Origin of the sequence: Kribbella sp. CA-293567, assembly GCF_027627575.1 — a bacterium.
In the GTDB taxonomy this organism is placed as follows: Bacteria; Actinomycetota; Actinomycetes; order Propionibacteriales; family Kribbellaceae; genus Kribbella.
On the sequence record NZ_CP114065.1, the window covers coordinates 5,505,710 to 5,530,244 of the forward strand.

The following is a 24,535-nucleotide window of genomic DNA, read 5'->3' on the forward strand; positions in this document are numbered from 1 at the left end:
CGTCTCACAGGGACGATGCTCACCCGATACCGCATAGCATTCGGCGGTGGACGTCCTGACTGACTTCGATGGCATGGCCCGAACCTTCCCGTTGATGCGGGGCGGCGGAGCGCTGCTCGTGCTGGTCGGGCTCGGCCTGGTCGTGGGTGGAGCAGCCGGTCGCCGGTGGATGCTGCCCGGCCTGATCTCCGGGGCCGCGCTGGCCGTACTGGTGATGATGGTCGGCGGTATCACCAAGACGATCTTCGAGGGCCTCGGCTATCCCGCGATCTACCAGTACGTCGCCTTCGGCATCGGAGTGGTGGCCGAGGTGGGGCTGGTCAATCTGGTGGTGGCCAAGGTACCGGACCGGGACTCACGCCGGTTCTGGTTGTGGATTCTGCTGGTGGTGGGCGTGCACTTCCTGGTGCTGGCGTTCTCGCACGGCCCGATCTGCGGGCTGCTCGGCCTGCTCTGCATCGTCAACGCCGGTCTCGGGTTGCTGGTCCCGGGGCTCCCGTACCGCGTGCTGTGGGTGGCCGACGGCGTCCTGAAGGTCGCCGCCGGCGCCGCGATGGTCTCGCTGAGCTACTGAACCGGCTCCAGCAGGAAGACCGGGATCAGCCGCTCGGTCTTCTGCTGGTACTCGAGGTAGTTCGGGAAGACCTTTCCGGCCAGCTCCCACCACTCGGCCCGCTCGTCGCCGTCGAGCTCGCGGGCGACGTACTCGTGTGTCTCGGTGCCGTCCTGCAGGGTGACCTTGGGATCGGCCAGCAGGTTGTAGTACCAGACCGGGTGCTTCGGCGCGCCGCCCAGCGAGGCGACCGCGAGGTACCGGCCGTCGCGCTCGACGCGCATCAACGGCACCTTGCGGAGCTGGCCGGTCTTGGCGCCCCGCATGGTCAGCAACACCACCGGCTGCTTGCTGTTGAACTGGCCGGCTTTGGTGTCACCGGCGGCCACGATCTTGGCAACGGCGTCCCGGACCCATCCGGTCGGGCTGGGGGCGTACTCCTCGGAGGCTGACATGTCACCAGTCTGCCCGACGCCGGAGTTCAGCCGGTCGCGCCCTCCGCGATCGCCTTGATCACAAGCAGGCGCTGATCCCACTGGCCCGCGACCTGGCGCATCCATTCGGCCGTGTCGGTGAGAGCTTGCGGGCGGAGGGCGAACCGCACTTCGCGGCCGGCTTTGCTGCTGCCGACGACGCCGGCGTCCTTGAGGATCGCGAGATGCTGGACGACGGCCTGCCGGGTGATCGGAAGTTCACCGGCCAGAGCGGTCGCCGAGCGGGCACCGTGATCGGCCAGCAGTTCGACCAGCCGCCGTCGGGTCGGATCGGCCAAGGCGGTCAGCACTTGCGCAGTACTCACACTCGGCGAACCACTTGAGCCAACGCGGTCAGACCGACGTCCCAACCTTGCGCCGCCTCGTCGGCGTGCCTCGCCCGTACGTCGGCCGGCGCGTCGAGGCGGTCGAAGCCACTCTCCACCACGTGCAGGCGGGTGCCTTCGCCCTCGGGAGTGAGGGTGAACTCGACCAGGTTCGAGTTGCCGGGAGCGGGATCGACGTCCGGGTCGACGGCGTAGCAGTAGGCGAAGCGCCGGCCGGGCTCGACCTTCTCGACGAAACCGCGGAACTCACCGTGCTCGGCCCAGCGCATCACCAGCCGGCCGCCGGGACGCAGGTCCAGCTCGGCACCACCGAACGCGTACCAGGTGGCGAAGTGCTCGGCCCGGGTCAGCGCGATCCAGACCTGCTCCGGCCGGGCTTCGACGTAGATCTCTCGTTCGACGCTCTCCATGACCGGAGCATAGGACGGCTCCTGCTTCATGTGCAACCTATCACTTGCACATCAGGAACGGCGGCCCGCCTGGAAACGGGCCACTCGAGCAGCACGCTCACGCTCCATCCGGCGGCGTGGATCGAGGTGGTCCGGGAGGGTCGCGGGGCCGGCGACGTGCAGCAACAACCAGGTCATCCGCCAGCGGATCCGGTACAGCAGGCTCAGTCCGTCGGTCTTCTTGCTCATCGGGTCTCTCCAGTTATTTGGTGTGGCAATAGTTTGTACACCAATTGATACTCTGGTCAACGTCGACCGAAGGAGAGATATGCCCGGAACATCCGAAGAGGTGGATCTGCTGGCGCTGGACCGCCAGGTCTGCTTCGGCTTGGCAGTCGCGTCCCGCAGCGTGATCGCGCTGTACCGCCCACTGCTGGATCCGATGGGCCTGACGCACCCGCAGTACCTGGTGATGCTGGCCCTGTGGGAGGAGTCACCGCTCTCGGTGAAGCAACTCAGCAACCTGCTCCAACTCGACCCCGGTACCCTCTCCCCGCTGCTCAAACGCCTCGAGGCCAGCGGCTACGTCACCCGGGCCCGAGACCCCCGCGACGAACGCTCCCTGGCCGTCCGCCTCACCGAATCCGGCCAGTCCCTCCGCGCCGAAGCCCTGAAGATCCCCCCGGCGATCATCACCCGCCTCGGCATGCCCCTCGAAGAACTCCAAGCCCTGCACCAGTCCCTCACCCGGGTGATCACCGCCGCCACCACCTGATGCGCGGGCGGCGGCGTCCGATCAACTAGGCGTGCATTCCTGGAGTTGGGCTGCGGTGGCGATCTTGCCTTCGATCCAGCGGCGGCGGAGGAAGTGGGCCTTGAGCAGGCGGTGAACACCGTCGAGGACGACGAGGCGACCTCGGTAGGCGACCAGGTGGATGGGGAAGTCGAGGTCGGCGTCCATCACGCGTTCGTAGTGCGGGCGGTAGTTCATCGGGGTGGCGGCGACCTGGTTGGGGGTGACCTTGAAGCGTTCGCCGTTGAGTTGCCACAGCGGGAGGTCGAACATCCACAGCAGGTCGGCGACCTCGACCGGCTCGACCCGCAGGTCCAGCGCCCAGAGCTTGCCGAGTTGCCAGTGGGTGTGCGGGAAGACGTCGCGCATCGACTCCGGTGTCATCGCCAGCAACTCGTCGAAAGACACGTCCGGCGCGCTTCGGTCGGCGCCGCTGTCCACCCCATCGATCGTCACGACCGAGCACGCTACGCCATCGCACCGACCGATTCAGACAGAGTGCTTGCCTCGCCGCTTCAGGTTGAGGAACGCCACGGCCGCCAGCAGCACGCCACCGGATGCCAGGAAGATCCCGCCGAGCACACCCAGCGACTTCCCGGACGCAGTACTGCGGGCCAGCGCGACCCCCTCGACCTGTACGCCGCCCGCCGTCGGCGCAGGAAGCTTCGGAGGGCTCGGCGGAGAACTACTGTCCTGTACGACGACGCTGGCCGGCGCCTCAGCCGGCTGCTCACGCTGAGCCGGTGCACGGGCCGAGGCCCTGACCGAAGGCGTCAACGACGGAGTACTGGACGGCCAAGCCACAGCACTGGCCGACGGACGCCTGGGGACCAACGAGACGGACGGCTGAGGTGACAGCGTCATGGGCGGTCGCACTGTTGGCTTCGCCGGCGGCGTCTCGGTAACAGGCGGCGTGCTCGGTGGCGTCACCGGCGGAGTAGTGGACGGAGTCGCTGTCGGCGGCGTGCTGGACGGCGTGTCTGTCGGCGAAGGCGACGGCGACGCGGTCACCGGTAACGGCTCGGTCGGGGGCGTCTCGGTCGCAGTCGCCCGCGCCGCGCCGATCGTGAAGAGGGCAGGAACGGCGATCAGCAGCAGCGGCAACGTCCTGGCCGAGTTAGCGATCACGGCACTGCCCCGTTCGAGCGAAGAGTCCCTGGTAGCGAAAGGGTGTCTCTCTCGCAGTATGCGCGCCCCCAGGGTCCATGGCGAAGCATTTGCTTGCCCGCGGGTGTCAGGCGATCCGCTCGGCGAGCACGACGACGTTGCTCAGATAGACCTTGCCCGTCCAGTCCTCACAGGTGACCAGCACCAGCCGGCCCGGACGGCTCTGGCCGAACAGTTCGATGGCACTGCGGGCAAGCGCCTGCTTCCGGTACGTCGTAACGCCGGTGACCCGGTATCTCACCAGTCCCCGCGAGGTGCTCACTCCCACCACGTCGCCGGACCGCACCTGCTCGAGGTCGTCGAAGGCGCCACCGCCGTTGTGGACGGTGTGCCCGGTGATCACCGCCGATCCCCGCAGCGCCCCCGGAAGCGCTCCGCCGGACCACCAGCCGACCTGCCGTGGATTCGACGGCGGAGTCAGCGAGCCTCCCAGTGCCTTGATGGGTACGACCGGCGCGATCACCCCCAGCCGGGCGATCGCGATCCGCGAAGGTACGCCGGGTCGCGCGGCCGGGCTCGGCCTCTTCTCGACAGCGGCCGGCCGGGCGGATGAGCTGGCCGATGGTTTCGCCGCAGCCCTCACCCTGCTATTGGGCGCCGCGGCCGGAGGCTGGATCTCCTCGGCCAAAGGCTGGTCCACTGATCCGGCCCGGTCCGGCGATCCCACCTCGTCCGGCGATCCCACCAGCTCCGGCGATCCCGCGACCGGCAGTCCCGAGGCGCCTTCCGCACCAGGACTGCCGGTCAGTTGCAGGCTCACGCCGGTGACCGCCAGGCAGAGCCCGATCAGTACCACCCACCCGCTCCGCCGGATCGGCGACGGCCGCCCGCGTCGCCGTCCAGCAGTCATCGCGACACCTGGCCGATCACAGTCGTCATTCCGAAGGCGGTGGTCATGTCAGAGGCTGTGCCGTCCGCGACGCCTGAGCACCAGCGCAGCACCGGTTGCCAGCAGCAGTCCCCCACCGGCCAGGAGGATTCCGGCCAGTCGGTTCGTCAGGCCCGATGCGTCACCGGTCGAGGTGGTCGAACCGGCCAGGCCCGCGTCGACCTCGGTCGGGATTCCGGTCGCGCCCTGCGGAGGGGGCGCCGACGTCGTACCGGCCGGGGCGCTGGTCTCCGGCGCCGTCGTGGCCGGCACCGAGGTCGCCGGCGTGGCCGTCGTACCGGTCGGCGGCGTCGTGAGGGACGGCGTGGTCGGAAGCGTCGGCGCAGGGGTGGTGGGAGGCGGAGTTGTGGGAGGTGTGGTCGGCGGTGTCGTGGAAGGTGTCGTGGGAGGCGTGGTCGGCGGAGTGGTGGGAGGCGTCGTCGGCGGAGTTGTAGGGGGCGTCGTGGAAGGCGTGGTCGGCGGTGTGGTCGTCGTACAGCCCTCGACCCAGAACACCTTGTGCTTCTTGTCCGCGCCGATCGAGCCGTCGGCCTGCACGGTGATCTTCACGTGGTAGCCCTGCTGCGGATGCGGCGTGCCGGTGAACTTCAGCGTGTAGGTGACCTTGGCGTCGAGGTCGTTCCCGCCACCGGCCGGGTCCCCGCCGATGAACGGCGTCAGATCGCCCGAGACCACCTGCAGCCCACCGTTGCCGGTCGGCGCCTGATCCTCGAAGGTGACCTTGGCGAAGTAGGCCGGGTTCTGGTCGTAGTTGTAGAACTCGACCACGAACGTGCAGCCCTGGTGCGGGTTGTTGTCGGGCGGCCCGCTGCCGATGCCGACCCCCTCGATCTTGATCGTGCCGTTGTTCCCGGGCGGATCGGCCGCCAGGGTGCCGACGGCAACCGTCCCCGCCGTGGCCGGAAGTCCGGCGACGAGCGTGGCGCCCCCGAGCACCAGCGACAAGGCTCCGGCCGCGGTGATCACACCGGCCGTACGACTGCGACTACCCGACTGAGCGATCATGCGACGCCTCGGTTCAGGAGAAGGAGTTCCTCCCTGCAGTATGCGCGCTTCGTTGCCTGAGTCAACTACTTTGGGTAACGATCCGGCCGTCGAGGCGGCGGATCGGCTACGCTGTGTACGCCTTCAGTTGCCGCAGTACGGCGGAGCGGCGGCGCAGTGGGTTCTGCCGTCCGGTCCGGGGAGCTGCGCATTCGGTGCCGGCCAGCTCGGACGGGTTCGTCTTGCGGTGGATGACCACGATCGCCGAGTCGTCGCCCGGTCCGCCGATCTCGTCGACCAACTCGAGGGCGGCGCCCTTGAAGCCGGACGCGACCAGGCGCTCGGCATGGCCGACGAGCCGGTCGGTACCGCGCTCGATGTCCCGGCGCGGAGTCTCCACCATGCCGTCGCTGTAGAGGAACAGCGCGTCGCCCATCTTCAGCTGACCGCGGTTCACCGTGAACTCGGGCACCTCGACCAGCCCGAGCAGCGGCCCGTCGGCGTCCCGGGTCTGCCATCGCCCCGACCACGAGTCGAAGTGGATCGCCGGTGGATGCCCCGCCGTCCGTACTTCGAACTCACCCGATCGCAGATCGACCGCCACGTGCACCACCGTGGCGAAGTCGTCGCTCCAGTCCTGCCGGCGCAGGTAGTGGTTGGCCGCCGGCAGGAAGTCCTCGACCGGCACCACGCCCAGCAGCCCGCCGAACGCGCCGGACAGCAGCAGCGCGCGGGTCCCGGCATCGATGCCCTTGCCCGACACGTCGACGAGCGCGATCTCGAGCACTTCGTCGGAACGCGTCGTCGACACCACGAAGTCACCGGAGAACGACGCGCCGCCGGCAGATCTGATCGCGTGCTCGGCCCGCCAGCCGGCCGGCAGCACCGGCAGCTCGCCCTGGGCGGTGAGCGTGTCCCGCAACTCCATCAGCATCTGCTCGCCGCGAGTGCCCTGGACGCCGAGCCGGCTGCGCACCTTCGCGCCGGTCAGGATGATCCAGGCGATCAGCCCGAGCACGATCACGAACCCGGTCTTGGGCAGTCCGGAGGCGCGTTCGGACATCACGTAGGAGCCGATGATCAGTGCGAAGACGGTCAGCACGACCAGCGAGCGGAACCTCAGCAGCAATCCGCCGAGCAACAGAGGTATGACCAGCACGCTGGTGGGTATGAAGGTCGGCATCGCCAACGCGGCGGAACTGACCGTGACCGTTAACGCCAGCAGACCCACGAAGGCCAGCTGGTGTGATCGGCGCGCGTGCCGGATCAACGCCTCGGCCCGGCGGCCGACACGTCGCACAGCAGCGTTGCCGCCCCCGAGGCTACTCATGGTGAGAAGAAGATAACGGCACCAACCGGTCCGCGCATCACATTGTCACAACCTGATTGCAGCCGTCTCTCAATCGAGACCCTCGCCCGCATGCTCGGCCGGCCGCGGGTCAGCCTCGCCGGGTCAGCCCGGTGCGTTGGCACTTCGGACACCAGAAGAGGTTGCGCCCGGCCAGCAGTTCGGTCCGGATCACCGAGTCGCAGACATGACAGTGCAGGCCCTGCCGGCGATAGACGTAGACCTCTCCGCCGTGGTCGTCCTGGCGCGCGTCGCGGCCCATCGCCTCAGGGGTGTGGTCGGCGGCGACGGTGTCGATCCGGCCGGTCTCGACGCCGTCCCTCATCAGCGTCAGCAGGTCGGTCCACATCCCCTGCCACTCCTTCTTCTTGACCAGGTGGCCGGGCGTCTTCGGGTGCAGCTTGGCGCGGAACAGCACCTCGGCCCGATAGACGTTGCCGACGCCGCTCAGGACTTCCTGGTCCATCAGCAACTGCCCGATCGGCAGCTTGCTGCGGTGGATCCGTTTCCAGGCCGGCTCGGGGTCGGCGTCGTCGCGCAGCGGATCCGGTCCGAGGCGCTTGATCAGCGCCTCGCGCTCTCCGTCGGTCAGCACCTCGCAGACGGTCGCGCCGCGCAGATCGGCGTACGCGGTGGCGTTCTGGAGCCTGAGCCGCACCTGTCCCACCGGCTCGGGCGCGGACTCACCGGCCTCGATCCGGCCGAAGTCCACCTTGCCGATCAGGCCGAGGTGGATGTGCAGCCAGCCGGCGCCCTCGAAGTCGGCGAGGAAGTGCTTGCCGTGGGCCTCGGTCCCGCGCAGGACGTGTCCGTCGAGCAACGCGGCGCCCTCGACGAACCGGCCCTGCGGGCTGGAGGTCCGGACGACGCGGCCGCCGAAGTCGTCCCGGACATCGTTCGCCAGCCGGTGCAGGGTGTGGCCTTCGGGCATGATTCCTCTTATGGGTCTGACAGCGGGTTCAGCAGGTAAGGCCCGGAGCGGTCCGCCCACTCCGGGCGTGGTCGGCACCGGCCGGTCGATGCGGGCCCGGGATGTCTCCAGGCCCCGCACTCCCGACCGGCCGGCGCGCAAGCGGCAGGTTCAGCAGGACGAGCAGGATCAGGAAGAAGGCAGTGGCGGCAGTTCGCCGGTCGTCTCGTAGCTCGCCAGCATCTGGATCCGGCGGGTGTGCCGCTCCTCGCCGGAGTAGGCGGTGCTCAGGAAGGTCTCGACGAACGCGGTCGCCTCGGCCTCGGTGTGCATCCGCGCGCCGACGCTGACGACGTTCGCGTCGTTGTGCAGCCGGCCGAGCTCGGCGGTCTCGGTGCTCCAGGCCAGCGCGGCCCGGACCCCCTTCACCTTGTTCGCGGCGATCTGCTCACCGTTGCCCGACCCACCGATCACGATGCCGAGACTGCCCGGGTCGCCGACGACGCCCTCGGCCGCCCGAAGGCAGAACGGCGGGTAGTCGTCGACCGCGTCGAAGACGGCCGGGCCGTGGTCGACGACGTCGTGTCCGGCACCCAAGAGGTGCTGGACCAGATGGTTCTTCAGGTCGAAGCCGGCATGGTCAGAGCCGATGTGCACTCGCATGACCAGAGTCTTACAGGTCTTACGGACAGTCCGGTACGCCGGGCAGCTTGGGGGCGCCTGTGCCGACGTACACGTTGGTCACATAGCCCTGGTACTTCGGCAGGTAGGCCCACCACTCGCTGCTGTTCGGTGGTGCGTCGATCAGCTGCCCCTTCTTCTGGCAGCTCACCAGTACGTCGACCCCGGCCGGCAGAGCGCCCAGGACGCTGCCGGAGGTGCTGGGAGCGCTCCGCACCCGTACGCCGGACCCCGTTGTCGTCAACCAGCTTCCTGGCGTCCGCACCCCGCCCGGCAGGTTCAGCGTGCGACTCAGCCGGGTCACGTCGCTGTAGGCCTTGCCGTACGCCGTCCCGTTGGGGTGCAGCGTGTAGACGGCCACGATGGTCCGGTCCCCCTGACCGACGGCTCCCGTGGTGTGCAGCGCCTCACTGACGAGGTCCACCGCAGACGCCTTGGGCTTGTTCTTGTCCTGCCCGAAACCGCTGGAGCCGGCGAAGCCCGACCACCCCTGCTTGATGGCGAAGTCCGGGTCGTACACCGACGCGATGCCGAAGTACTGGTCGAAGCCGTCGGTGCCGTACCGGGTCGCCTGGTGCAGGTTGCCCATCACGAAGCTGCGCACGGGCACCGGCGCCTGGTCGAGCAGGTAGCGGTAGATCCGCACGGTGTCGGCGGCCGTGAAGGCGGCATAGCCCCAGAACCCCGGATGGGTGGCCGGCGGCCCGGCCGTGTGGGTCAGGCCGAGCCGCGCCACCATCCGGTCGATGATCGCCGAGCCGCCGAGCGAGTCCCAGTAGTAGCTCGCCGCGTCGTCGTCGCTGCTCCGCAGCATGACCTCGAGCCTCGCGCGGTCGGCCGCCGGAACGTCGTACGCCGGGCCGCGGTTCCAGAGGAAGTCGAGCGCCAGCAGGAGCTTGACTACCGACGCCGACCGGAACCGGAGGTCGGGGTTGACCAGCTCGGTGAACTGCCCGGTCTGCCGGTCGAACACCGCGATCCCGGCGGTCACACCAGGCGGCACGACGACTGCCTCGGCCCTGGTGGCCGAAGCGGTCGACGACAGGCCACTCCGCAGAAGCTTCATCACGCAACCTACTCACCATAGAACGATCAAGTTGGTGAGTAACCTTCGCGTGGTCCGCGCAAACCTTCAAGCCTTCTCAGGCAGCTCGAACTGTGCCTCCCGGGGTCACTCGAAGACCGGCTCGCGGTCCCGGGTCCGCTTCAGCTCGAAGAAGCCGTCGGTGGCCGCGACCAGCCGGACGCCGTCCCAGAGCTTGCCGGCCGCCTCGCCCTTGGGGGCCGGAGTGACGACCGGACCGAAGAAGGCGGTGTCCTCGACGGAGATGATCGGCGTACCGACCTCCATCCCGACCAGCTCCATGCCTTCCCGGTGGGACTTGCGCAGCGCTTCGTCGTACTGGTCGGTGGTCGCCGCCTCCAGCAGCGAGGCGGGCAGACCGGCCTCGGCCAGCGACTCCTCGAGCACGCCGTCGCCGTTGATACCGCGGCCTTCGACGTGGATGCGGTTGCCCAGTGCGGTGTAGAGCGGGAGCAGCGCGTCGTTGCCGTGGGCCTGCTCGGCGGCGATCAGCACCCGGACCAGGCCGAGCTTGCGCAGCCAGTTGGCGTCGTGCTCGTCGCGCTCCTCGTTCAGGATCGCCAGGCTCATCACGTGCCAGGCGGTCCGCACGTCGCGGACCTGCTCGACCTCGAGCATCCAGCGAGACGTCATCCAGGCCCAGGGGCAGGCCGGGTCGAACCAGAAATCAGCGGTGGGGGTCATGTTTTCGATCGTACAAACTGCAACCAATTTCCGCTCGGTCACACCGCGAGACCGGGTCGTCACGCTCGGCCAGAGCCGGATCAAGCTCTGGCAACGCTTTCACGGCGGTTGCGCAAGTCGCGGGGAAACCCTCGGTCTTCCCAGCACCCAGGTGCATAGGATGCCGACATGCCTGGAACCAACCTGACGCGCGACGAAGCGCGCATCCGCGCCGGCCTGGTCAGTGACGTCAGCTACGCGATCGAGCTCGACCTGACCACCGCCGCGAGCGGCGCCGCGACCTTCGCGTCGACGACCACTCTCAGCTTCACCGCCGAGCCGGGGGCGAGCACCTTCGCCGACCTGATCGCGGCCACCATCCGCGAGGTGACGCTGAACGGCAGCTCACTCGATCCGGACAGCGTGTACGACGGCGCTCGGCTACGGCTGGACGGCCTGGCCGAGCGCAACGAGCTGGTGGTGGTCGCGGACTGCATCTACTCGCGCACCGGCGAAGGGCTGCACCGCTCGGTCGACCCGGCCGACAAGGAGACCTACCTCTACACCCAGTTCGAGGTGCCGGACGCGCGCCGCGTCTTCACCACCTTCGAGCAGCCCGACCTGAAGGCGCCGTTCACCTTCACCGTTTCCGCGCCGGCCCGCTGGGTCGTCATCTCCAACGCCCCGACCCCGGAGCCCAAGCCGTACAAGGGTGAGAACGGGGAGGAGCTGGCGACCTGGAGCTTCGCGCCGACCGAGCCGATCTCGACCTACATCACCGCCGTGGTGGCCGGCCCGTACCACGTCGTCACCGACGAGTACGTGGGCCCGAACGGTACCTACCCGATGTCGCTGCTGTGCCGCCCGTCGCTGGCCGACGCCCTCGACGCCGAGGACCTGTTCGAGGTGACCAAGCAGGGCTTCGAGCTGTTCGAGCGCGCCTTCGGTACGCCGTACCCGTTCCACAAGTACGACCAGGCCTTCGTGCCGGAGTACAACATGGGCGCGATGGAGAACGCGGGCTGCGTGACCATCCGCGACGAGTACATCTACCGCAGCCGCACCACCCACGCGGAGCTGGAGAGCCGCGCGAACACCGTGCTGCACGAGCTCGCGCACATGTGGTTCGGCGACCTGGTGACGATGACCTGGTGGGACGACCTGTGGCTGAACGAGTCGTTCGCCGAGTGGGCCAGCCACTGGGCCCAGGCCACCGCGACGACGAAGTACGCCGGCGCCTGGACCACCTTCTGCAACGCCCGCAAGAACTGGGCCTACCGGCAGGACCAGCTGCCCTCGACGCACCCGATCGCCGCCGACATGGTCGACTTCCACGCGGTCGAGGTGAACTTCGACGGCATCACCTACGCCAAGGGCGCCTCCACGCTGCGCCAGCTGGTCGCGTTCGTCGGTGAGGACACCTTCATCAGCGCGCTGAAGGAGTACTTCGCCGACCACGCGTTCGGCAACACCGAGCTGGCCGACCTGCTCAAGCCGCTGGAGAAGGCCTCCGGGCGCGACCTGGACGACTGGACCGAGCGCTGGCTGCGCACCGCGGGCGTGAACACGCTGCGGGCCGACTTCACCGTCGACGCCGACGGCGCGTTCCAGAGCTTCGCGATCGAGCAGACCGCGGCGGCCGACCACCCGACGCTGCGGCCGCACCGGCTCGCCGTCGGCCTCTACCGGCTGACCGGCGAGGGCCTGGTCCGGACCGAGCGGTTCGAGGTCGACATCGACGGCCCGCGGACCGAACTGGCCGAGCTGGTCGGCGCGACCCAGCCGGACCTGGTGCTGCTGAACGACGACGACCTGACCTACGCCAAGATCCGGCTGGACGAGCGGTCCCGGCTGACGCTGGTCGAGTCGATCGACCAGCTCAAGGACTCGCTGGCGCGCGCGCTGGCCTGGGGTGCCGCCTGGGACATGACCCGCGACGCCGAGATGCCGGCCAGCCAGTACGTCGGGATCGTGCTCAAGGGCATTCGCGCCGAGACGGACCTGACCGGCGTACGGTCGCTGCTCGGGCAGGCCACCACGGTGATCAACAGCTACGCCGCACCGGAGAACCGCGACGCGCTGCGGGCGCAGTACGAGCAGGCGCTGTCCGGGCTGCTCGCGGACGCGGAGGCCGGCAGCGATCACCAGCTCGCCTTCGCCCGGGCCTACATCGGCGGGGTCTTCTCCGCCGAGGGCGCGGACCGGCTGGCCCAGTGGCTGGCGGGCACCGACCTGCCGGCCGGCCTGGTGGTGGACACCGACCTGCGCTGGACCCTGATCGTCGCGCTGGCCCGCCTCGGCAAGGTCGAGGCCGGTGACATCGACGACGAACTGACCCGCGACACCACCATGACCGGTCAGGAGCGGGCCGCCCAGGCCCGCGCCGCGCGGCCGACCGCCGAGGCCAAGGCCGACGCGTGGCAGATCGCGGTCGAGGCCGGGGACACCCCGAACGAGACGCAGTTCCGGACCATCCTGGGCTTCCAGCAGCCCGGCCAGGAGGAACTGCTCCGGCCGTACATCGGCAAGTACCTGACCGCCGCCAAGGACGTCTACACCCGGCTCGGCTCGTCCATGGGCGAGAACGTGCTGGTCTACCTGTCCCCGCGCGGCCTGCCGGAGCAGTCCACGCTGGAGGCGCTCAGCGGCTGGCTGGACGCCGAGGCCGACTCGATCGACGCTCCGACCCTGCGGTACGTCGGAGAAGCTCGTGCCGACCTGGTCCGCGCGCTGGAGGCCCAGCGTCGCGACGCCATCGGCTGATGCCGGAGCCGGTTGCGCCAGGCGGCTCCTCGCTGGCCGGCGCCTCGGCCGTGGCCCTCACGGGCCTGGCCGGGGCCTACCGGCCGCGACCGGTCACGCCGTTGATGCCCTGGCGGTTCACCGGACGATTGGTGAAGCCGTACGTGATCACCGCGCGGGGGCGGTCCTGGGACGACCAGATGGTGGCGGCGGCCCGGACCGCCGCCGCCCGCCAGCTGGAGTTCGACGACGCGATGGGCGCCGTCGGGCTCGGCGTGGTGATCCTGCACCTGGCTGACGACGGGATCTACCTGGTCGTGCAGAGCTGGGCGAAGGACTTCCAGTCCCGGCTGAGCATCTTCAGCGGGATCGAGGTGGACGACCTGCGCCCGGCACCGTCCGGGATGGCCCCCTGCGTCTGGGAGCTGGAGGTCCTCAGCCACGAGCGGGCGTCGTACGTGAGCCACATCCTGAACGCCGGGGTCGACGTCGAGACCTGGCTCGACGACTGCCTGGACACCCGCCCCGCTCCCAAGCCGGGCTCGATACCTTCGGGGATCTAGCCACCGCGGATCACGCGGTTGGAATGGAGCACTACCGGCGCCGGCAATGCTGCTCGACATTGTCGACGGCCGGAGCTTTCCGCCATCAATCCGGTGCTTGTCGTGAATTACCCCATTCCGATTGGTAAAGCACTACCGCTCGGACAACTAACAGCGGGTAATCAGCAACCATCCTGCTCACAGCCGCACAGTGGCACCCTCCGCACTGTCAGCGACAGTGAAACGATCGTTTGCGTGCGCAGCGCAGTTACCTGATCGCGATCCGCGTTCCTGGTGTCCAGAACGAGATTCTCACCACCTGAGAGGGGCTCACTTTTGCCGTCCCCCGGTTTAAGCTGACCGGGAAAAAGCATTCAAAGGAACCGGGGAGGACCTTTGTCGTGACACACGTGGATGACCGGACAGGACCGACTCGGGCGCGGCGCTCGGCCGGCCGGTCCGCGACCCGTGCGAACGCGCGGGCACTGAACCACGGCGGCGACAGCCGGGTGGCCGCCCGCGCCGGCCGCGCAGTGCCGACCAAGGACGTCTCCGGGGCCCAGCTCGAGAGCGAGGCCGAGCGGGCCGAGCGCCTGGCCGCCGGCCGGCGCGCGGCGTCCCGAACCGGGCGATCCGCCCGGAAGAAGACCAGCAAGTCCCACACCGCGGTCGGAGCCGCGATCGTCGCGGGTGCCGCGGTGGTCGCGACTCTCGCGTTCGTCCTCACCAACGGAGACTCCGCTCCGCCTCAGGCAGGTGGCAACCCGCCGCCCGTGGTGGCCGCGCCGACCTCCGCCGTGCCGGTCACCAAGAGCGCGGGCGCGAATCCCGCACCCGCGGCGGCCAGCACGGTCCGGGCCAATCGCAAGCCGCCTGCCGTCACCAACACGACCCAGCGGGCTGCAGCGAACCCGCCGACCAGTGCGGCACCGAACACGGGCAAGGCCTCCCCCGTGTTCCAGCGTGGTCAGTGGATCGCCGTGATCGACAAGTACCCGACCGACGCCGGGATGGAAGCCGACAAGCTCGCCAAGCAGCTCGCCGGGAAGATGATCGCGGCCGGCGTCCCGGCCAGGGCGATGCTGCTCAGCGGCCAGTACCCGGGGATCGCGGACAGCTCGGCCAGCCCCGAGTCCGACGCGTGGGTGGTCTACCTCGGCCCGTTCGCCACCGCGGAGGCCGCACTGGACCTCTGCCAGGCACCCAAGACGCAGGCGGCGTACGCGAGTCTCGCTTGCCCGATCCACCAGCCGGCCGCCGCCGGCTGATCGGGTCACCAGCCGGAGTGCGGCAGCCGCCTTCCCCTACAGGCTGCCGGGCCGGCTATCGCTTGTGCGGTTCGTCCGCGTGCAGCAGCGGCGCCTGGTGCGCGTGCGTGCCCAGCTGCTGAACGCCGGTTACGAGGCCGCCGGTCAGGTCGCCGGTGGCGAAGGACGTCTGCATGGTCAGCGCGGCCAGGCCGGCCGCGGTGTCCGTGAGCTGACGCCGGGCGTTGGAGCCCGTCACGATCTCCAGCCGGCGTGCGGCCGGGTCGACGTACACCAGGACGCTGTTGTCCGGGTCGTCGAGCTCGTTCAGCAGTTCCAGAGCGAACGGGCGGGTCTCGGAGTCGGCGCCACCGACGTACACGGAGAAGTGCAGGCCCGACGCCTCCTCGGCGTGCCGGACGGCGCGCTCGACGTCGTAGAGCTGTTCCGGGGTGAATGCGTCACCAGCTGGCACTTGCGCCTCCGGTCGTACGGGCGACGCCGGTGCCGGCGGCCGCGGGAGTGTTGCCGGCCGGGAGCTCCGGCAGGCTGGCCGGGTTCGGCTTGGCCGGGGTCGGACCGTTGATCCAGACCGGCGGCGCCCACCAGGACAGGCCCGGACGGTAGCGGGGACCCTGCGCGATCGAGGAGGCGAAGACCAGCAGGGCCAGCACCGCCACGACCAGTGCCGGGATACCGACGAACACCAGCAAGGTGTGGCCGGAGAGCAGAGTGATCACGGCTCAAGACTAGTCCCCGGAACGACCGCGCCCGCCCCGGGGCCTCGACCGGGACGGGCACGGACAACTCGGGTACGGCGGGTCAGGGACGACGGGTCAGCAGCCGCCGCAGTTGTAGAACGTGATGTCCCAGTGGTTGCCCTCGTTCGCGTAGATGTTGCCCGCGCCCGACCGCCACTGCTGGGCACCGTCGCCGCGGTCGGCGATCCGGGTGAAGTTGTTCCGGACGTAGCTGTTGACGCAGGTCGCCACCGCGACGTCCAGCTTGTAGCCGTTGCGGTGGCTGTAGGTGCCGCCGGCATGCCCGGTCTCGGTGCCACCCGTGATCCGGATGGCACACCCACTGGACTGCTTCAGCGTGCGGACGCCGTACACGCTGCTGTCGTTGACGTTGGTGAACGAGGTGCAGGTGGGGTTGTTCCAGTCGGAGCAGCCGCCACTGGACGACCAGGTGATGCCGGCGGCGCTGAAGATGGCGGTCGCCTGGGCATGGGTCATCTTGGTGACGGCCGAGGCCTGCTCGATCACCAGCACGCCGGGCAGGAAGCCGACCAGCAGGGCGGTCAACGGCACGGTGACGCGGCGGACGAAGGAGTTCATGGGGCACTCTCCTGAAACTCGGGGCGGAAGGTTTCAAGAAGAGAATTCCCCTGGAAAGTTATTCACGAAACACCGGGCGCCGCACGGCGTGAAGCCGAACCGAGGGCAGTCGGCTCGGCTCCACGCCGGGGGCGGCTCGAATCAGAACTCGAAGTCGGTACCGGTCTTGGACAGCGAACTGCCGAAGTTGACGTCGGAGCACTGGTAGAACGCCATCGCCGTGTCGGCGATCGTCCAGACCGCGAGAATCATGTGCCGACCGGTCCGGTTCGGCAGCCGGCCTTGGTGCGTGACGTCGGCGGCGGGCCGTGCCCCGTTCATCGGGAAGGTCAGGAACGGGTTCAGGTCGAGCGCCGAGCGACTCAGTGGCGCACCCTGGTTCCAGCCTTGTTTGGTGACGTAGTACTTGAAGTCCGTGGTGGCGTGCATCGCGGTCAGGCGCCACTTGAAGCTGAAGCTCGCGCCCGAGCTGACCTGGGTGGCCGGCCAGGCGCCACCGCGCTGGTCGTTCAGTTCGTTGAACTGCCCGAGGCCGGCCGAGCAGAGTTTGCCGTCGGCCGGACCAGCGCCGGGGAATCCCTTCGGGCCTTCGGTGCTCTGCGGTTCCCATTGGATCTGACCGCAGTTCGACACCGTCTTGTTCGCACAGTGTTTGGCGCGACTGATCGGTGCGGTGGTGTAGCCGTGGCCGTAGGCCAGCGGGATCGACGTGGCCGCTGTCAGAGCGAGCGCTCCGACAGCGACTCCGGCCAGGGTGAGTTTGCGTGTTCGCAGCATGCGGACACTCCTTCATGATTCCCGGTTGTGGGGGCGGAGGGGAATGAAGGAAGGCGCCTTCGTTGACAATAGATAACAACCGTTCGAATCTATTGTCAACGGCTGGTGAGTAGTTGTTTACATTCCGCTAGTATTCCCGCCGCTGTCAGCTGTGCAGGACGCCGATCAGGCGCCGGAGCCGCTGATTGTTCGGCAGATCCTCCACCAGCACCGGTACGCCGCCCGGCCCGCCGAGCGGGATCCGCCAGTTCGGGTACTCGTCGGTGGTGCCCGGCTGGTTCTGCGTACGCCGCTCGCCGACCGCGTCGGTCAGGGCGACGCCGACCAGCTTGGCCGGCGTGTGCGCGACGTACCGGTGCAGCGCCTCGACGATGCGCTCGACGTCGCCGTCCGCGTTGCCGAGCAGGTGCCGCTCGCGCAGCGCGTTGAGCCAGGAGTCCCGGTCCGCCTCGTCCACGGCGAGCTCCTCGGCGACCGGCCGGGTCAGCAGGCCGAGCCGGTCCCGTAGCTCGACGTGGTCGCCCGCCAGGTAGCCGGCGGTCGGCGGCAGGTCGTGGGTGGTCACGGTGGCCAGGCAGAGCTCACGCCAGCGCTCGGGCGGCAGCGGGTCTCCGTCGGCATCGCGCTCGAACCACAGCACCGACGTACCGAGGACTCCGCGTTCGGTGAGGTAGTCACGCACCCAGGACTCGACCGTGCCGAGGTCCTCCCCCACCACGACCACGTCGGCGCGGGAGGCCTCCAGGACGAGGATGCCGATCAGCGCTTCGTGGTCGTAGCGCACGTAGGTGCCTTCGGTCGGCCGGTCGGGCGACGTCACCCACCAGAGCCGGAACAGCCCCAGGATGTGGTCGATCCGCAGTCCGCCGCTGTGCCGGATCACCGACCGGACGAGGTCGCGCCACGGCGCGTACCCACTGGCGGCCAGTGCGTCCGGCCGCCAGGGCGGTTGCGACCAGTCCTGTCCCTGCTGGTTGAACGCGTCCGGCGGCGCGCCCACGTGGATGCCGGCGGCGAGTACGTGCTTGAGCGCCCACGCATCGGCACCATCAGGGTGTACGCCGACTGCCAGGTCGTGCAGGACGCCCAGCGACATACCGGCCGACTTCGCCCGCGCCTGGGTCCGGCAGAGCTGGTCGTCGAGCTGCCACTGCAGCCAGCAGTGGAACTCCACCGCATCCGGATTTTCGTTGCGGAAGGCAACAACTGCGGGTGCCGCCGGGTCCTGCAGCTCGGCCGGCCACTTGCTCCATTCGGGTCCGTGCACGTCGGCGATCGCGGCCCAGGTGGCGAAGTCGATCAGCCCCTGGCCCTCCCGGTCGCAGTACGAGCCGTACTCCGCGATGCGGCCTATCGACGGCCGGACCCCGAAGAGCAGCTGCAGGGCCTCGCGTTTGGCCGCCCAGACAGTGTCGCGGTCCAGCGCGTCCGCGTCCTCGCTCAGTGCCCGCGCCTGCAGGCCCAGCGTCCGGACGCGGTCCCGCTCGGCGGGCGCCAGGTCGCCGTACTCGTCGATGTCCTCGATCCGCAGGTAGAGCGGGTTCGCGAACCGCCGGGAGGCCGGCAGGTACGGCGAGGGCTCCATCCGGCCGGCGGTCTCGGCGGCGTGCAGCGGGTTGATCAGCACGAAGCCGGCACCCAGGTCGTTGGCCGACCACGCGGCCAGGTCGGCCAGGTCGTGCAGGTCGCCGATCCCCCACGACCTGCGGGAGCGCACGGAGTACAGCTGAAGCACCCAGCCCCAGGTCCGCTCCAGCTTCTGCGGCTCCAGCCGTTGTGGCGTGACGGTCAGCGAGCCGACCGAGATCTCCGGATTGCTGCCGATCCGCGCGCACAGCCGGTGATAGCCGAGCGGAAGGTCACCGGGCAGTTGGTACGTCGCTTCGCCGACCCGTACGCCGTCGACCCACTCCGGCTCGACCCAGTGCTCCTGCTGCGGGATGTCACGACGCTGGCCGCCGTCCTCCAGATCCACCCACACCTCGGCGGTGGAGCCGTGCGGCAGGTGCACCGCGAACCAGGGCGTCCACCCGGCCCGCATCACCACCGTGGCAGGCAGAGTGCGACGCCAGCGAGCCTGCTGGTGATCGGCCAGCGCATCGGCGGCGCGCTCAGGGGTGGACGCGTCGACACCGAGCGCGGCGAGCACAGCAGAGACGACCTCGGACGAGACCTGTACGTGTTTGCCTCGCCAGTCCCAGTACTCGGTCGCCACTCCATGCGCGACGGCTAGCTCGACAAGGGCTGGAGTGGGAGCAGTCACGCGTGCGAGTCTGCCGTATGTCGGCCGCTGGGTCCCAACGCCGCGCGCCGTAGGCCCCTCGAACGTCACGGCACGCAGGCGATCCGGCACTGCCCGTTCGCGTTGCGTCACGACCCTGCATCGGCCCCTGCCGTAGGACGGGCCGGTGCGCTTACTCTTCGGGAGAAGGTTCGGCGCAGGGGGGACTTGCGCTCGCAAGAGGGGGCCCGGATGGACGAGTTGCGGCCGCACGACCGAAGCAGTGGCATCAGCCGCCGTACGACCCTTGGGTTGCTGGGCGCGCTGACTGTCGGCTCGCTGGCCACTGGTTGCCGCCAGGAGCCGGTCAAGTCCGAACCTCTGCTGGGTGACTACAGCCTCACCGACTGGGTCGCGGATCGTGGCGACAAGTATCTGGTCGCCCACCGGGGCGCCGGTGACGTGTTCCCCGAGCACAGCATGGAGTCGTACGACGCTGCCGTCGCCTGGGGTGCTCCCGCGATGGAGATCAGCGTCGGCATCACCGCGGACAACGTCCTGGTCTGCCTGCACGACCTGACCCTGGACCGGACCACCAACCTCAAGGGGAACCTGCGCACCACGACCTACACCGCCCTCGCGGCGGGCTGGCTCGAGGTGCCGCGGCTGGGTCCGCGCTGGACGCAGGCCAAGGTCAGGGTGCCGTTGTTCGAGGACGTCCTGCGCAAGTTCGGCGGCCGGGTGATCCTGGCGGTCGAGGCCAAGGACGATCGCGCCCACGCGCCGATGATGGCGATGGTCTCGAAGTACCGGCTGGAGCAGTCGGTACTGGTGAAGACGTACTTCAAGAGCCGGCGGATCGCCGAGGCGAAGTCGCTGGGTCTCGGGGTGTTCGCCTACTTCACCTCGCCGCAGGAGATGACACCGGAGACGATCCAGGCGGTTGCCGGCCAACTGTCGCCGCGCACGGACGCGATCGTCGTACCGAACTCGGGGCCCGGTGGCTATCTGGCGGCGCCGCTCGTCGACGCCGTCGTGGCGACCGGCATCCCGGTCTGGCCCTACCCGCTGCACCGCCGCTCGGACGTCAAACACTACCGCGCGCTGGGGATGCAGGGCGCGGTCACGTCGAACATCGGCTACCTGCTCGGCAAGACGGCGCAGGCGACCACCGACCAATGGGCTTCCGGCGCGCTGGTGCCCGGTGAGCTCACGCGGGACCCGTACGACGACAGGTTCGCCATCGCCTGGGGACGCGGCGGCACCATCGGCCTCGGCGCGGTGGGCACGCAACACTTCCTCACTCTCGGCCACCTGGGCCCGATCACGTCACCCGCCTACACGGTGGAGTTCCAGGCGTCGTACTCCGTACTGCCTGCTGATCCGCTCGCGAACCTGACGCTGGCCTTCGCCCACGCCGACGACGAGTACTACGAGCACCGCCTCGGCGCCTCCAACGGCTACCACGCGATCCTGCAGGCGAACGGCGAACTGGGGCTCTACACCCACCGCGTCGGCAACCGGCCGGGCATCAAACTGGGGGTCAAGAAGACCGCGGCGGTGTTCCGGGGCGAGTGGATGAAGTTCCGCCTGGACGTCACGCCCACCACACTCACCTGGAGGCGGCTGGACCAACCGGCGAAGGTGACTGTCGTGGAGAAGTCCTTCCGCGGCGGCTATCTGCACATCGGCCGAGGATCCACTGACGGCAGCCTCGCCCTCCGGGGACTCAAAGTCACCCGCACGCCCTGACAGCGGGCAGCTACGGCCGTGGCTCCACCAGGCCGCGCTGGCGGCGAGTCAGCACGAGCACGGCGATCAGCAGCGCGGTACTGGCCACTACGAGACCGACTGCGACTCCCGCGACGTTGTCGGTCAGTTGGTAGAGAGAGATCGGCCAGATGACCAGCAGGATCGAACAGCCGACCACGGCGTACGCGGACACGTCGCGGCGCCCGTAGGCGACCAGGAGCGCGGCCGGGCCCGCAGTACCGACTGCCAAGGCCATCACCTCGCCCCGCTCCTGGATGAGCCAGCAGACCGAGGAACTGAACATGGCGGCACCGGCGAGCGACCAGGCGGTCACCTGGTCGCGGACCAGGCCGATCATCGCCATCACGAACGCGACCAGGATGAAGCCGGTGCCGGCGATCCCGGCGGAGTTGGCCGACTCGGCGTTGTCCGGAGTGAGGACGTCGGCGGTGATCACCAGCACACCGACGGCCAGGATCGCAAAAGTTGCCACTAGCAACGAAGATCCGGCCAGCCACCAGATCCCGGCCACCGCGAGGGTGAGCGCCACCGCGACCCCGGCGATCCGGCCGGTCTCCCCCTCGACCGCGACGTAGGTGGCGAACCCCGCGACGCAGCAGCCGAGTGACGCGAGCGCCGAACTCAACTGCTCTCGCCGCCCGACCAGCGCCAGCAGGACAGCCGTTCCCAGCAGGGCCACCGCCGCGGTGGTGCCGATGGTGATCCGCTCGGCGTGGCCCATCCCTCCCCAGTTGGCCACGGTCAGCAGCGCAACCGCGCCGAGCAGGAGCGCGCCGCCGATGTAGCCGAGGACTTCGGTCAGCGCGGACGAGTGGGTGGCGGCGGGCGGCGTCCGGAAAGTTCTGGGTGCCGCGCTGTCCGCGCCGGACGTGGTCGCATCGCGGGCGGTGCCCGGCGGGATCGCGGCGTCATCGGCACGGAGCGGTTCGGCATCCGCTTCGGCGGCTGTGCGGAGGGCCTCGGCCTGGTACGGGCGCAGCACCCCCGCGGACACCAGCCTGCTCAGCTCGTCGTCCAGCCGGCTCGGCATATCCGTTCGTTCCTCCTCGCGCATCTCCGGTTCGGAAAGTGCGGAGATCCTGGCGTCCGGATCCTCGCAACGCAGCCACTACAGTAGGGCGGCGAGATGCCTATTCTGCTCAGTTACCCCGTGTCCCTGCTCAGTCACCCCCTGTTTTCCGTGCCGGACACCTTCCCGACGTTCTTCCGTAGAGGCAACGACGGGAAGCTGGAAATGACCGATCAGATCATCATGGTCCCGGCCCGGGTCCTCGGTCTGATCGTCGCCTTCTTCGTCGTCCGCTGGCTGCTGCACAAGGCGATCCGCCGGTTCGCCCGGCGGACCGGCAACGGCGCCGTGGCCGTCGTCCTGGCCCGGTCGAAGCGCGGTCAGGAGTTCGTCGAACAGACCCTGATGAGCGAACGCCGCAGCCAGCGCGCCGAGACCATCGCCTCCCTGCTGTGCAGTTCGGTGACGATCGTGCTGACCGCCGTCCTGGTGGTGATGGTGCTGGCCGAACTCGGCTTCAACATCCTCCCGGTGGTCGCCTCGGCCAGCATCATCGGCGTCGCCCTCGGCTTCGGCGCCCAGACCCTGGTCAAGGACTTCCTGGCCGGCGTCTTCATGATCTTCGAGGACCAGTACGGCGTCGGCGACCTCGTCGACATGGAGAAGGCGACCGGCGTCGTCGAGGCCGTCGGCCTGCGCGTCACCCGCCTCCGCGGCGAGGACGGCACCACCTGGTACGTCCGCAACGGCGAGGTCCTCCGCGTCGGCAACCTGACCACCCGCGACCCCGACGCTCCCACCACCTCCACCACCGGCGTCGGCAGCGCCGCCGAAGCGGCCGACGGCGTCACCCACCTCGAGCACCCGGCCGAAGAGCCACCCGCCCGCACCACGACTCCCGCTGCCACCTCCGCGGCAGTTCACCCGGCGGGCGGCCACGAACCCCGCGAGTGAACTCAATCGCCCGACCCACGCCGTTGTAGCAGACCGACTGCGGAGCGTGACCGTAGCCTGGAGAGCAGGACCCGTCCGTCCACCTGCCTGGAGGCTTCGTCATGCCCAAGTACCGCCGTACGACCTTGCTGGTCGCGCTTTCCACGCTGCTCGTCGCCCTCACCGCGACACCAGCCGCAGCTGCTCCGGTGTTCGCCAACGGATTCGAGAAGCCGGTGCTCTCGGTCGAGTTCGCCAGCTACGTCGCCGGGCAGCAGTTCGACGGTTGGCAGGTGACGTCGGGTGGCGTCGACCTGACCACCGACTGGACGGATGCCGAAGGGCGGCAGTCGCTCGACCTCAACGGATCGAACGACGGCACTGTCGCCCGGACCCTGCCCACGCAACTGCTGACGACGTACAAGGTCAGCTTCGCGGTCGCCGGCAATCCCGAGGGCGCGCCGGTGGTGAAGAGCGGCAACGTCGCCGTCAACGGCCAGCAGGTGGACAGCTTCACCTTCAGCATCGCCGGGAAGAACAACTCCGCCATGGGCTGGACCTACCGCAGCTTCTACTTCACCAACCTGCTGTCGTCGTCGGCGGTGCTCGCGTTCGCCGGCACCTCGGGGTCCGCGTGGGGGGCCGTCATCGACGACGTGAAGGTCGAGAGCTGCCTGCTGATCATCTGTCCGGCCTCGGCCTCGACGGTCAACCGGATCGGCTGACAGCGACCGCACTGCTACCCGGCCGAGTACTCGGCGAAGATCTCGTCGAGTACTCGCCGGGCACCCGCGTACTCCGCGGCGTCCGCCGGATCGTCGTAGGTGGCGGAACAGATCGCGACCGCCTTCCAGAGCGCCCAGCCACGCCCCCGCGCCCAGGACTCGTCGTCGACCTGCAAGCGGTCCCGGAACGCCCTACGGCCGTCGGTGGTCAGCAACGTCCAGGCGATGGCGAGATCGCAGGCCGGATCGCCGACGCCGCAGGTGCCGAAGTCGATGACGGCGGCCAGCTTCCCGTCCTGGAGCAGCAGGTTCCCCGGCGCGATGTCCCCGTGGAACCAGCGGTCCACACCGTCCCAGCGCGCGTCGAGCGCGGCCGCCCAGATCTCCCGAGCCAGCTCAGCGTCGAGCCGGCCGGCCAGTACGCCGAGCTGGCGCCGGGCGTTCGCGTCGTACGTGCGCAACGTGCCGCCCCGGAACCAGTTGTGGACCCCCGGCTGCGGACCATCGGCCGCATCGACGGCCTGCAAGGCGGCCAGGAACCCGGCCAGCTCGACCGCGAAGCCCACCGGGTCGGCGATCCGGTCGGCGGACGCGGTCACGCCATCGATCCACCGATAGACCGACCACGGGTGCGGGTACGCCGGACTCGGCGTCCCCATCGCCAGCGGAACAGGGATCGGCAGGGGCAGCCGACCAGCCAGCTCTGGCAGCCACCGATGCTCCTTCTCGACCGCCTGCGCGTACTCCGAGGCGCTGGGCAGGCGCAGCAGCTTGTCCGGCCCGAGGTGGAAGGTCCAGTTGTCCCAACCGCCCTTGGCCACCGGCTCGATCGGCAGACCGGCCCAGTGCGGGAACTGCGCCGCGACCAGGCGGCGTACCTGCTCCACCTCGACGGTGACGCGGTTCGGTACGGGTCCCAGATCCGGTGTCCCACTCAAAGAATGC

Annotated in this window: 28 protein-coding genes; 8 read left to right on the forward strand and 20 right to left on the reverse strand. The window is 69.3% G+C overall.

Going from position 1 to position 24,535, the window contains the following annotated elements; genetic code table 11:
- The first annotated feature begins 46 nt into the window (after positions 1-46).
- Positions 47-574 carry a DUF6609 family protein gene (locus OX958_RS25295; RefSeq protein WP_270131910.1) on the forward strand — a complete coding sequence of 176 codons (528 nt, stop codon included), beginning with the start codon at positions 47-49 and terminating at the stop codon, positions 572-574.
- Here the strand turns inward: OX958_RS25295 and OX958_RS25300 are convergent.
- Genes OX958_RS25300 through OX958_RS25315 form a run of 4 tightly spaced genes read right to left on the reverse strand, consistent with a single transcriptional unit; the run spans position 568 to position 2,011 of the window.
- A complete protein-coding gene (locus tag OX958_RS25300; RefSeq protein ID WP_270131911.1) occupies positions 568-1,008 on the reverse strand; it encodes a nitroreductase family deazaflavin-dependent oxidoreductase in 441 nt (146 codons plus the stop codon). The two genes, OX958_RS25295 and OX958_RS25300, sit on opposite strands and share 7 nt — an antisense overlap.
- Before the next feature lie 26 nt (positions 1,009-1,034).
- Positions 1,035-1,352, reverse strand: coding sequence for an ArsR/SmtB family transcription factor (locus tag OX958_RS25305; protein WP_270131912.1), 318 nt, complete (start codon positions 1,350-1,352; stop codon positions 1,035-1,037).
- Complete coding sequence (locus tag OX958_RS25310; protein WP_270131913.1) at positions 1,349-1,783, reverse strand: SRPBCC domain-containing protein; 435 nt, start codon at positions 1,781-1,783, stop codon at positions 1,349-1,351. The genes OX958_RS25305 and OX958_RS25310 overlap by 4 nt, the downstream gene beginning before the upstream one ends.
- Positions 1,784-1,834: 51 nt before the next feature.
- Positions 1,835-2,011, reverse strand: a complete 177-nt coding sequence (locus tag OX958_RS25315) for a hypothetical protein (RefSeq protein ID WP_270131914.1) — start codon at positions 2,009-2,011, stop codon at positions 1,835-1,837.
- Between the two features lie 79 nt (positions 2,012-2,090).
- On the opposite strand from OX958_RS25315, the gene OX958_RS25320 reads away from it, so the two are divergent.
- Entirely contained in the window at positions 2,091-2,537 is a 447-nt protein-coding gene (locus tag OX958_RS25320) for a MarR family winged helix-turn-helix transcriptional regulator (RefSeq protein ID WP_270131915.1), read from the forward strand.
- 21 nt (positions 2,538-2,558) lie between these two features.
- Here OX958_RS25320 and OX958_RS25325 read toward each other — a convergent pair whose 3' ends face one another.
- The 9 genes from OX958_RS25325 to OX958_RS25365 all read right to left on the reverse strand — a co-directional run bounded on the left by OX958_RS25325 (position 2,559) and on the right by OX958_RS25365 (position 10,302).
- Positions 2,559-3,011: a hypothetical protein gene (locus tag OX958_RS25325; protein ID WP_270131916.1), complete on the reverse strand. Its 453-nt coding sequence runs from the start codon at positions 3,009-3,011 to the stop codon at positions 2,559-2,561.
- A gap of 33 nt (positions 3,012-3,044) precedes the next feature.
- Positions 3,045-3,419: a hypothetical protein gene (locus OX958_RS25330; RefSeq protein WP_270131917.1), complete on the reverse strand. Its 375-nt coding sequence runs from the start codon at positions 3,417-3,419 to the stop codon at positions 3,045-3,047.
- Positions 3,420-3,789: 370 nt separating this feature from the next.
- Complete coding sequence (locus tag OX958_RS25335) at positions 3,790-4,572, reverse strand: class F sortase (RefSeq protein WP_270131918.1); 783 nt, start codon at positions 4,570-4,572, stop codon at positions 3,790-3,792.
- 48 nt (positions 4,573-4,620) lie between these two features.
- The gene (locus tag OX958_RS25340) at positions 4,621-5,616 is read right to left on the reverse strand and encodes a hypothetical protein (RefSeq protein ID WP_270131919.1); all 996 of its coding nucleotides are present in this window, start codon (positions 5,614-5,616) and stop codon (positions 4,621-4,623) included.
- A 106-nt stretch (positions 5,617-5,722) separates the two neighbouring features.
- On the reverse strand, positions 5,723-6,925 hold the full coding sequence (locus OX958_RS25345; protein WP_270131920.1) for a PP2C family protein-serine/threonine phosphatase: 1,203 nt from the start codon (positions 6,923-6,925) through the stop codon (positions 5,723-5,725).
- A gap of 109 nt (positions 6,926-7,034) precedes the next feature.
- Positions 7,035-7,874 carry an Fpg/Nei family DNA glycosylase gene (locus OX958_RS25350; RefSeq protein ID WP_270131921.1) on the reverse strand — a complete coding sequence of 280 codons (840 nt, stop codon included), beginning with the start codon at positions 7,872-7,874 and terminating at the stop codon, positions 7,035-7,037.
- A gap of 168 nt (positions 7,875-8,042) precedes the next feature.
- Positions 8,043-8,516 (reverse strand): ribose-5-phosphate isomerase, encoded by a 474-nt coding sequence (locus tag OX958_RS25355; protein ID WP_270131922.1) that lies wholly within the window; start codon positions 8,514-8,516, stop codon positions 8,043-8,045.
- 19 nt (positions 8,517-8,535) lie between these two features.
- Positions 8,536-9,600 (reverse strand): hypothetical protein, encoded by a 1,065-nt coding sequence (locus OX958_RS25360; protein WP_270131924.1) that lies wholly within the window; start codon positions 9,598-9,600, stop codon positions 8,536-8,538.
- A gap of 105 nt (positions 9,601-9,705) precedes the next feature.
- Positions 9,706-10,302, reverse strand: coding sequence for a mycothiol-dependent nitroreductase Rv2466c family protein (locus OX958_RS25365; RefSeq protein ID WP_270131925.1), 597 nt, complete (start codon positions 10,300-10,302; stop codon positions 9,706-9,708).
- Positions 10,303-10,470: 168 nt separating this feature from the next.
- Between OX958_RS25365 and pepN the strand changes: the two genes are divergently transcribed.
- The 3 genes from pepN (at position 10,471) to OX958_RS25380 (ending at position 14,833) form a co-directional block, all read left to right on the forward strand.
- Positions 10,471-13,044, forward strand: a complete 2,574-nt coding sequence (gene pepN / locus OX958_RS25370; protein ID WP_270131926.1) for an aminopeptidase N — start codon at positions 10,471-10,473, stop codon at positions 13,042-13,044.
- Complete coding sequence (locus tag OX958_RS25375) at positions 13,044-13,586, forward strand: hypothetical protein (protein WP_270131927.1); 543 nt, start codon at positions 13,044-13,046, stop codon at positions 13,584-13,586. The genes pepN and OX958_RS25375 overlap by 1 nt, the downstream gene beginning before the upstream one ends.
- Before the next feature lie 380 nt (positions 13,587-13,966).
- Positions 13,967-14,833: a hypothetical protein gene (locus OX958_RS25380; RefSeq protein WP_270131928.1), complete on the forward strand. Its 867-nt coding sequence runs from the start codon at positions 13,967-13,969 to the stop codon at positions 14,831-14,833.
- Between the two features lie 55 nt (positions 14,834-14,888).
- On the opposite strand, the gene OX958_RS25385 is transcribed toward OX958_RS25380, so the two are convergent.
- The 5 genes from OX958_RS25385 to malQ all read right to left on the reverse strand — a co-directional run bounded on the left by OX958_RS25385 (position 14,889) and on the right by malQ (position 19,192).
- On the reverse strand, positions 14,889-15,287 hold the full coding sequence (locus OX958_RS25385; RefSeq protein WP_270131929.1) for a DUF5130 family protein: 399 nt from the start codon (positions 15,285-15,287) through the stop codon (positions 14,889-14,891).
- Positions 15,274-15,552, reverse strand: a complete 279-nt coding sequence (gene ctaJ, locus OX958_RS25390) for an aa3-type cytochrome oxidase subunit CtaJ (protein WP_270131930.1) — start codon at positions 15,550-15,552, stop codon at positions 15,274-15,276. Before ctaJ ends, OX958_RS25385 begins: the two co-directional genes overlap by 14 nt.
- 96 nt (positions 15,553-15,648) lie before the next feature.
- The gene (locus OX958_RS25395; protein ID WP_270131931.1) at positions 15,649-16,152 is read right to left on the reverse strand and encodes a hypothetical protein; all 504 of its coding nucleotides are present in this window, start codon (positions 16,150-16,152) and stop codon (positions 15,649-15,651) included.
- A 141-nt stretch (positions 16,153-16,293) separates the two neighbouring features.
- Positions 16,294-16,929, reverse strand: coding sequence for a lytic polysaccharide monooxygenase auxiliary activity family 9 protein (locus tag OX958_RS25400; RefSeq protein ID WP_270131932.1), 636 nt, complete (start codon positions 16,927-16,929; stop codon positions 16,294-16,296).
- A 145-nt stretch (positions 16,930-17,074) separates the two neighbouring features.
- Entirely contained in the window at positions 17,075-19,192 is a 2,118-nt protein-coding gene (gene malQ / locus OX958_RS25405; RefSeq protein WP_270131933.1) for a 4-alpha-glucanotransferase, read from the reverse strand.
- A gap of 210 nt (positions 19,193-19,402) precedes the next feature.
- Here malQ and OX958_RS25410 point away from each other — a divergent pair, with 210 nt between their 5' ends.
- Entirely contained in the window at positions 19,403-20,902 is a 1,500-nt protein-coding gene (locus tag OX958_RS25410; RefSeq protein ID WP_270131934.1) for a glycerophosphodiester phosphodiesterase, read from the forward strand.
- Between the two features lie 10 nt (positions 20,903-20,912).
- Here OX958_RS25410 and OX958_RS25415 read toward each other — a convergent pair whose 3' ends face one another.
- Positions 20,913-21,953 carry a hypothetical protein gene (locus OX958_RS25415; RefSeq protein WP_270131935.1) on the reverse strand — a complete coding sequence of 347 codons (1,041 nt, stop codon included), beginning with the start codon at positions 21,951-21,953 and terminating at the stop codon, positions 20,913-20,915.
- A gap of 204 nt (positions 21,954-22,157) precedes the next feature.
- Between OX958_RS25415 and OX958_RS25420 the strand changes: the two genes are divergently transcribed.
- Positions 22,158-22,886 (forward strand): mechanosensitive ion channel family protein, encoded by a 729-nt coding sequence (locus OX958_RS25420; protein WP_270131936.1) that lies wholly within the window; start codon positions 22,158-22,160, stop codon positions 22,884-22,886.
- 101 nt (positions 22,887-22,987) lie between these two features.
- Positions 22,988-23,590 (forward strand): DUF642 domain-containing protein, encoded by a 603-nt coding sequence (locus OX958_RS25425; protein ID WP_270131938.1) that lies wholly within the window; start codon positions 22,988-22,990, stop codon positions 23,588-23,590.
- 14 nt (positions 23,591-23,604) lie between these two features.
- Here the strand turns inward: OX958_RS25425 and OX958_RS25430 are convergent, their stop codons facing one another.
- Positions 23,605-24,528: an aminoglycoside phosphotransferase family protein gene (locus tag OX958_RS25430; RefSeq protein ID WP_270131939.1), complete on the reverse strand. Its 924-nt coding sequence runs from the start codon at positions 24,526-24,528 to the stop codon at positions 23,605-23,607.
- Positions 24,529-24,535 lie beyond the last annotated feature (7 nt).

Bases quoted from the DNA above. Each gene is read 5' to 3' on its own strand.
- OX958_RS25300 (WP_270131911.1), bottom strand. From the start codon at position 1,008: ATGTCAGCCTCCGAGGAGTACGCCCCCAGCCCGACCGGATGGGTCCGG.
- OX958_RS25310 (WP_270131913.1), bottom strand. From the start codon at position 1,783: ATGGAGAGCGTCGAACGAGAGATCTACGTCGAAGCCCGGCCGGAGCAG.
- OX958_RS25315 (WP_270131914.1), bottom strand. From the start codon at position 2,011: ATGAGCAAGAAGACCGACGGACTGAGCCTGCTGTACCGGATCCGCTGG.
- OX958_RS25320 (WP_270131915.1), top strand. From the start codon at position 2,091: ATGCCCGGAACATCCGAAGAGGTGGATCTGCTGGCGCTGGACCGCCAG.
- OX958_RS25330 (WP_270131917.1), bottom strand. From the start codon at position 3,419: ATGACGCTGTCACCTCAGCCGTCCGTCTCGTTGGTCCCCAGGCGTCCG.
- OX958_RS25335 (WP_270131918.1), bottom strand. From the start codon at position 4,572: ATGACTGCTGGACGGCGACGCGGGCGGCCGTCGCCGATCCGGCGGAGC.
- OX958_RS25340 (WP_270131919.1), bottom strand. From the start codon at position 5,616: ATGATCGCTCAGTCGGGTAGTCGCAGTCGTACGGCCGGTGTGATCACC.
- OX958_RS25345 (WP_270131920.1), bottom strand. From the start codon at position 6,925: ATGAGTAGCCTCGGGGGCGGCAACGCTGCTGTGCGACGTGTCGGCCGC.
- OX958_RS25350 (WP_270131921.1), bottom strand. From the start codon at position 7,874: ATGCCCGAAGGCCACACCCTGCACCGGCTGGCGAACGATGTCCGGGAC.
- OX958_RS25355 (WP_270131922.1), bottom strand. From the start codon at position 8,516: ATGCGAGTGCACATCGGCTCTGACCATGCCGGCTTCGACCTGAAGAAC.
- OX958_RS25360 (WP_270131924.1), bottom strand. From the start codon at position 9,600: ATGAAGCTTCTGCGGAGTGGCCTGTCGTCGACCGCTTCGGCCACCAGG.
- OX958_RS25365 (WP_270131925.1), bottom strand. From the start codon at position 10,302: ATGACCCCCACCGCTGATTTCTGGTTCGACCCGGCCTGCCCCTGGGCC.
- pepN (WP_270131926.1), top strand. From the start codon at position 10,471: ATGCCTGGAACCAACCTGACGCGCGACGAAGCGCGCATCCGCGCCGGC.
- OX958_RS25375 (WP_270131927.1), top strand. From the start codon at position 13,044: ATGCCGGAGCCGGTTGCGCCAGGCGGCTCCTCGCTGGCCGGCGCCTCG.
- OX958_RS25395 (WP_270131931.1), bottom strand. From the start codon at position 16,152: ATGAACTCCTTCGTCCGCCGCGTCACCGTGCCGTTGACCGCCCTGCTG.
- OX958_RS25400 (WP_270131932.1), bottom strand. From the start codon at position 16,929: ATGCTGCGAACACGCAAACTCACCCTGGCCGGAGTCGCTGTCGGAGCG.
- OX958_RS25410 (WP_270131934.1), top strand. From the start codon at position 19,403: ATGGACGAGTTGCGGCCGCACGACCGAAGCAGTGGCATCAGCCGCCGT.
- OX958_RS25415 (WP_270131935.1), bottom strand. From the start codon at position 21,953: ATGCCGAGCCGGCTGGACGACGAGCTGAGCAGGCTGGTGTCCGCGGGG.
- OX958_RS25420 (WP_270131936.1), top strand. From the start codon at position 22,158: ATGACCGATCAGATCATCATGGTCCCGGCCCGGGTCCTCGGTCTGATC.
- OX958_RS25425 (WP_270131938.1), top strand. From the start codon at position 22,988: ATGCCCAAGTACCGCCGTACGACCTTGCTGGTCGCGCTTTCCACGCTG.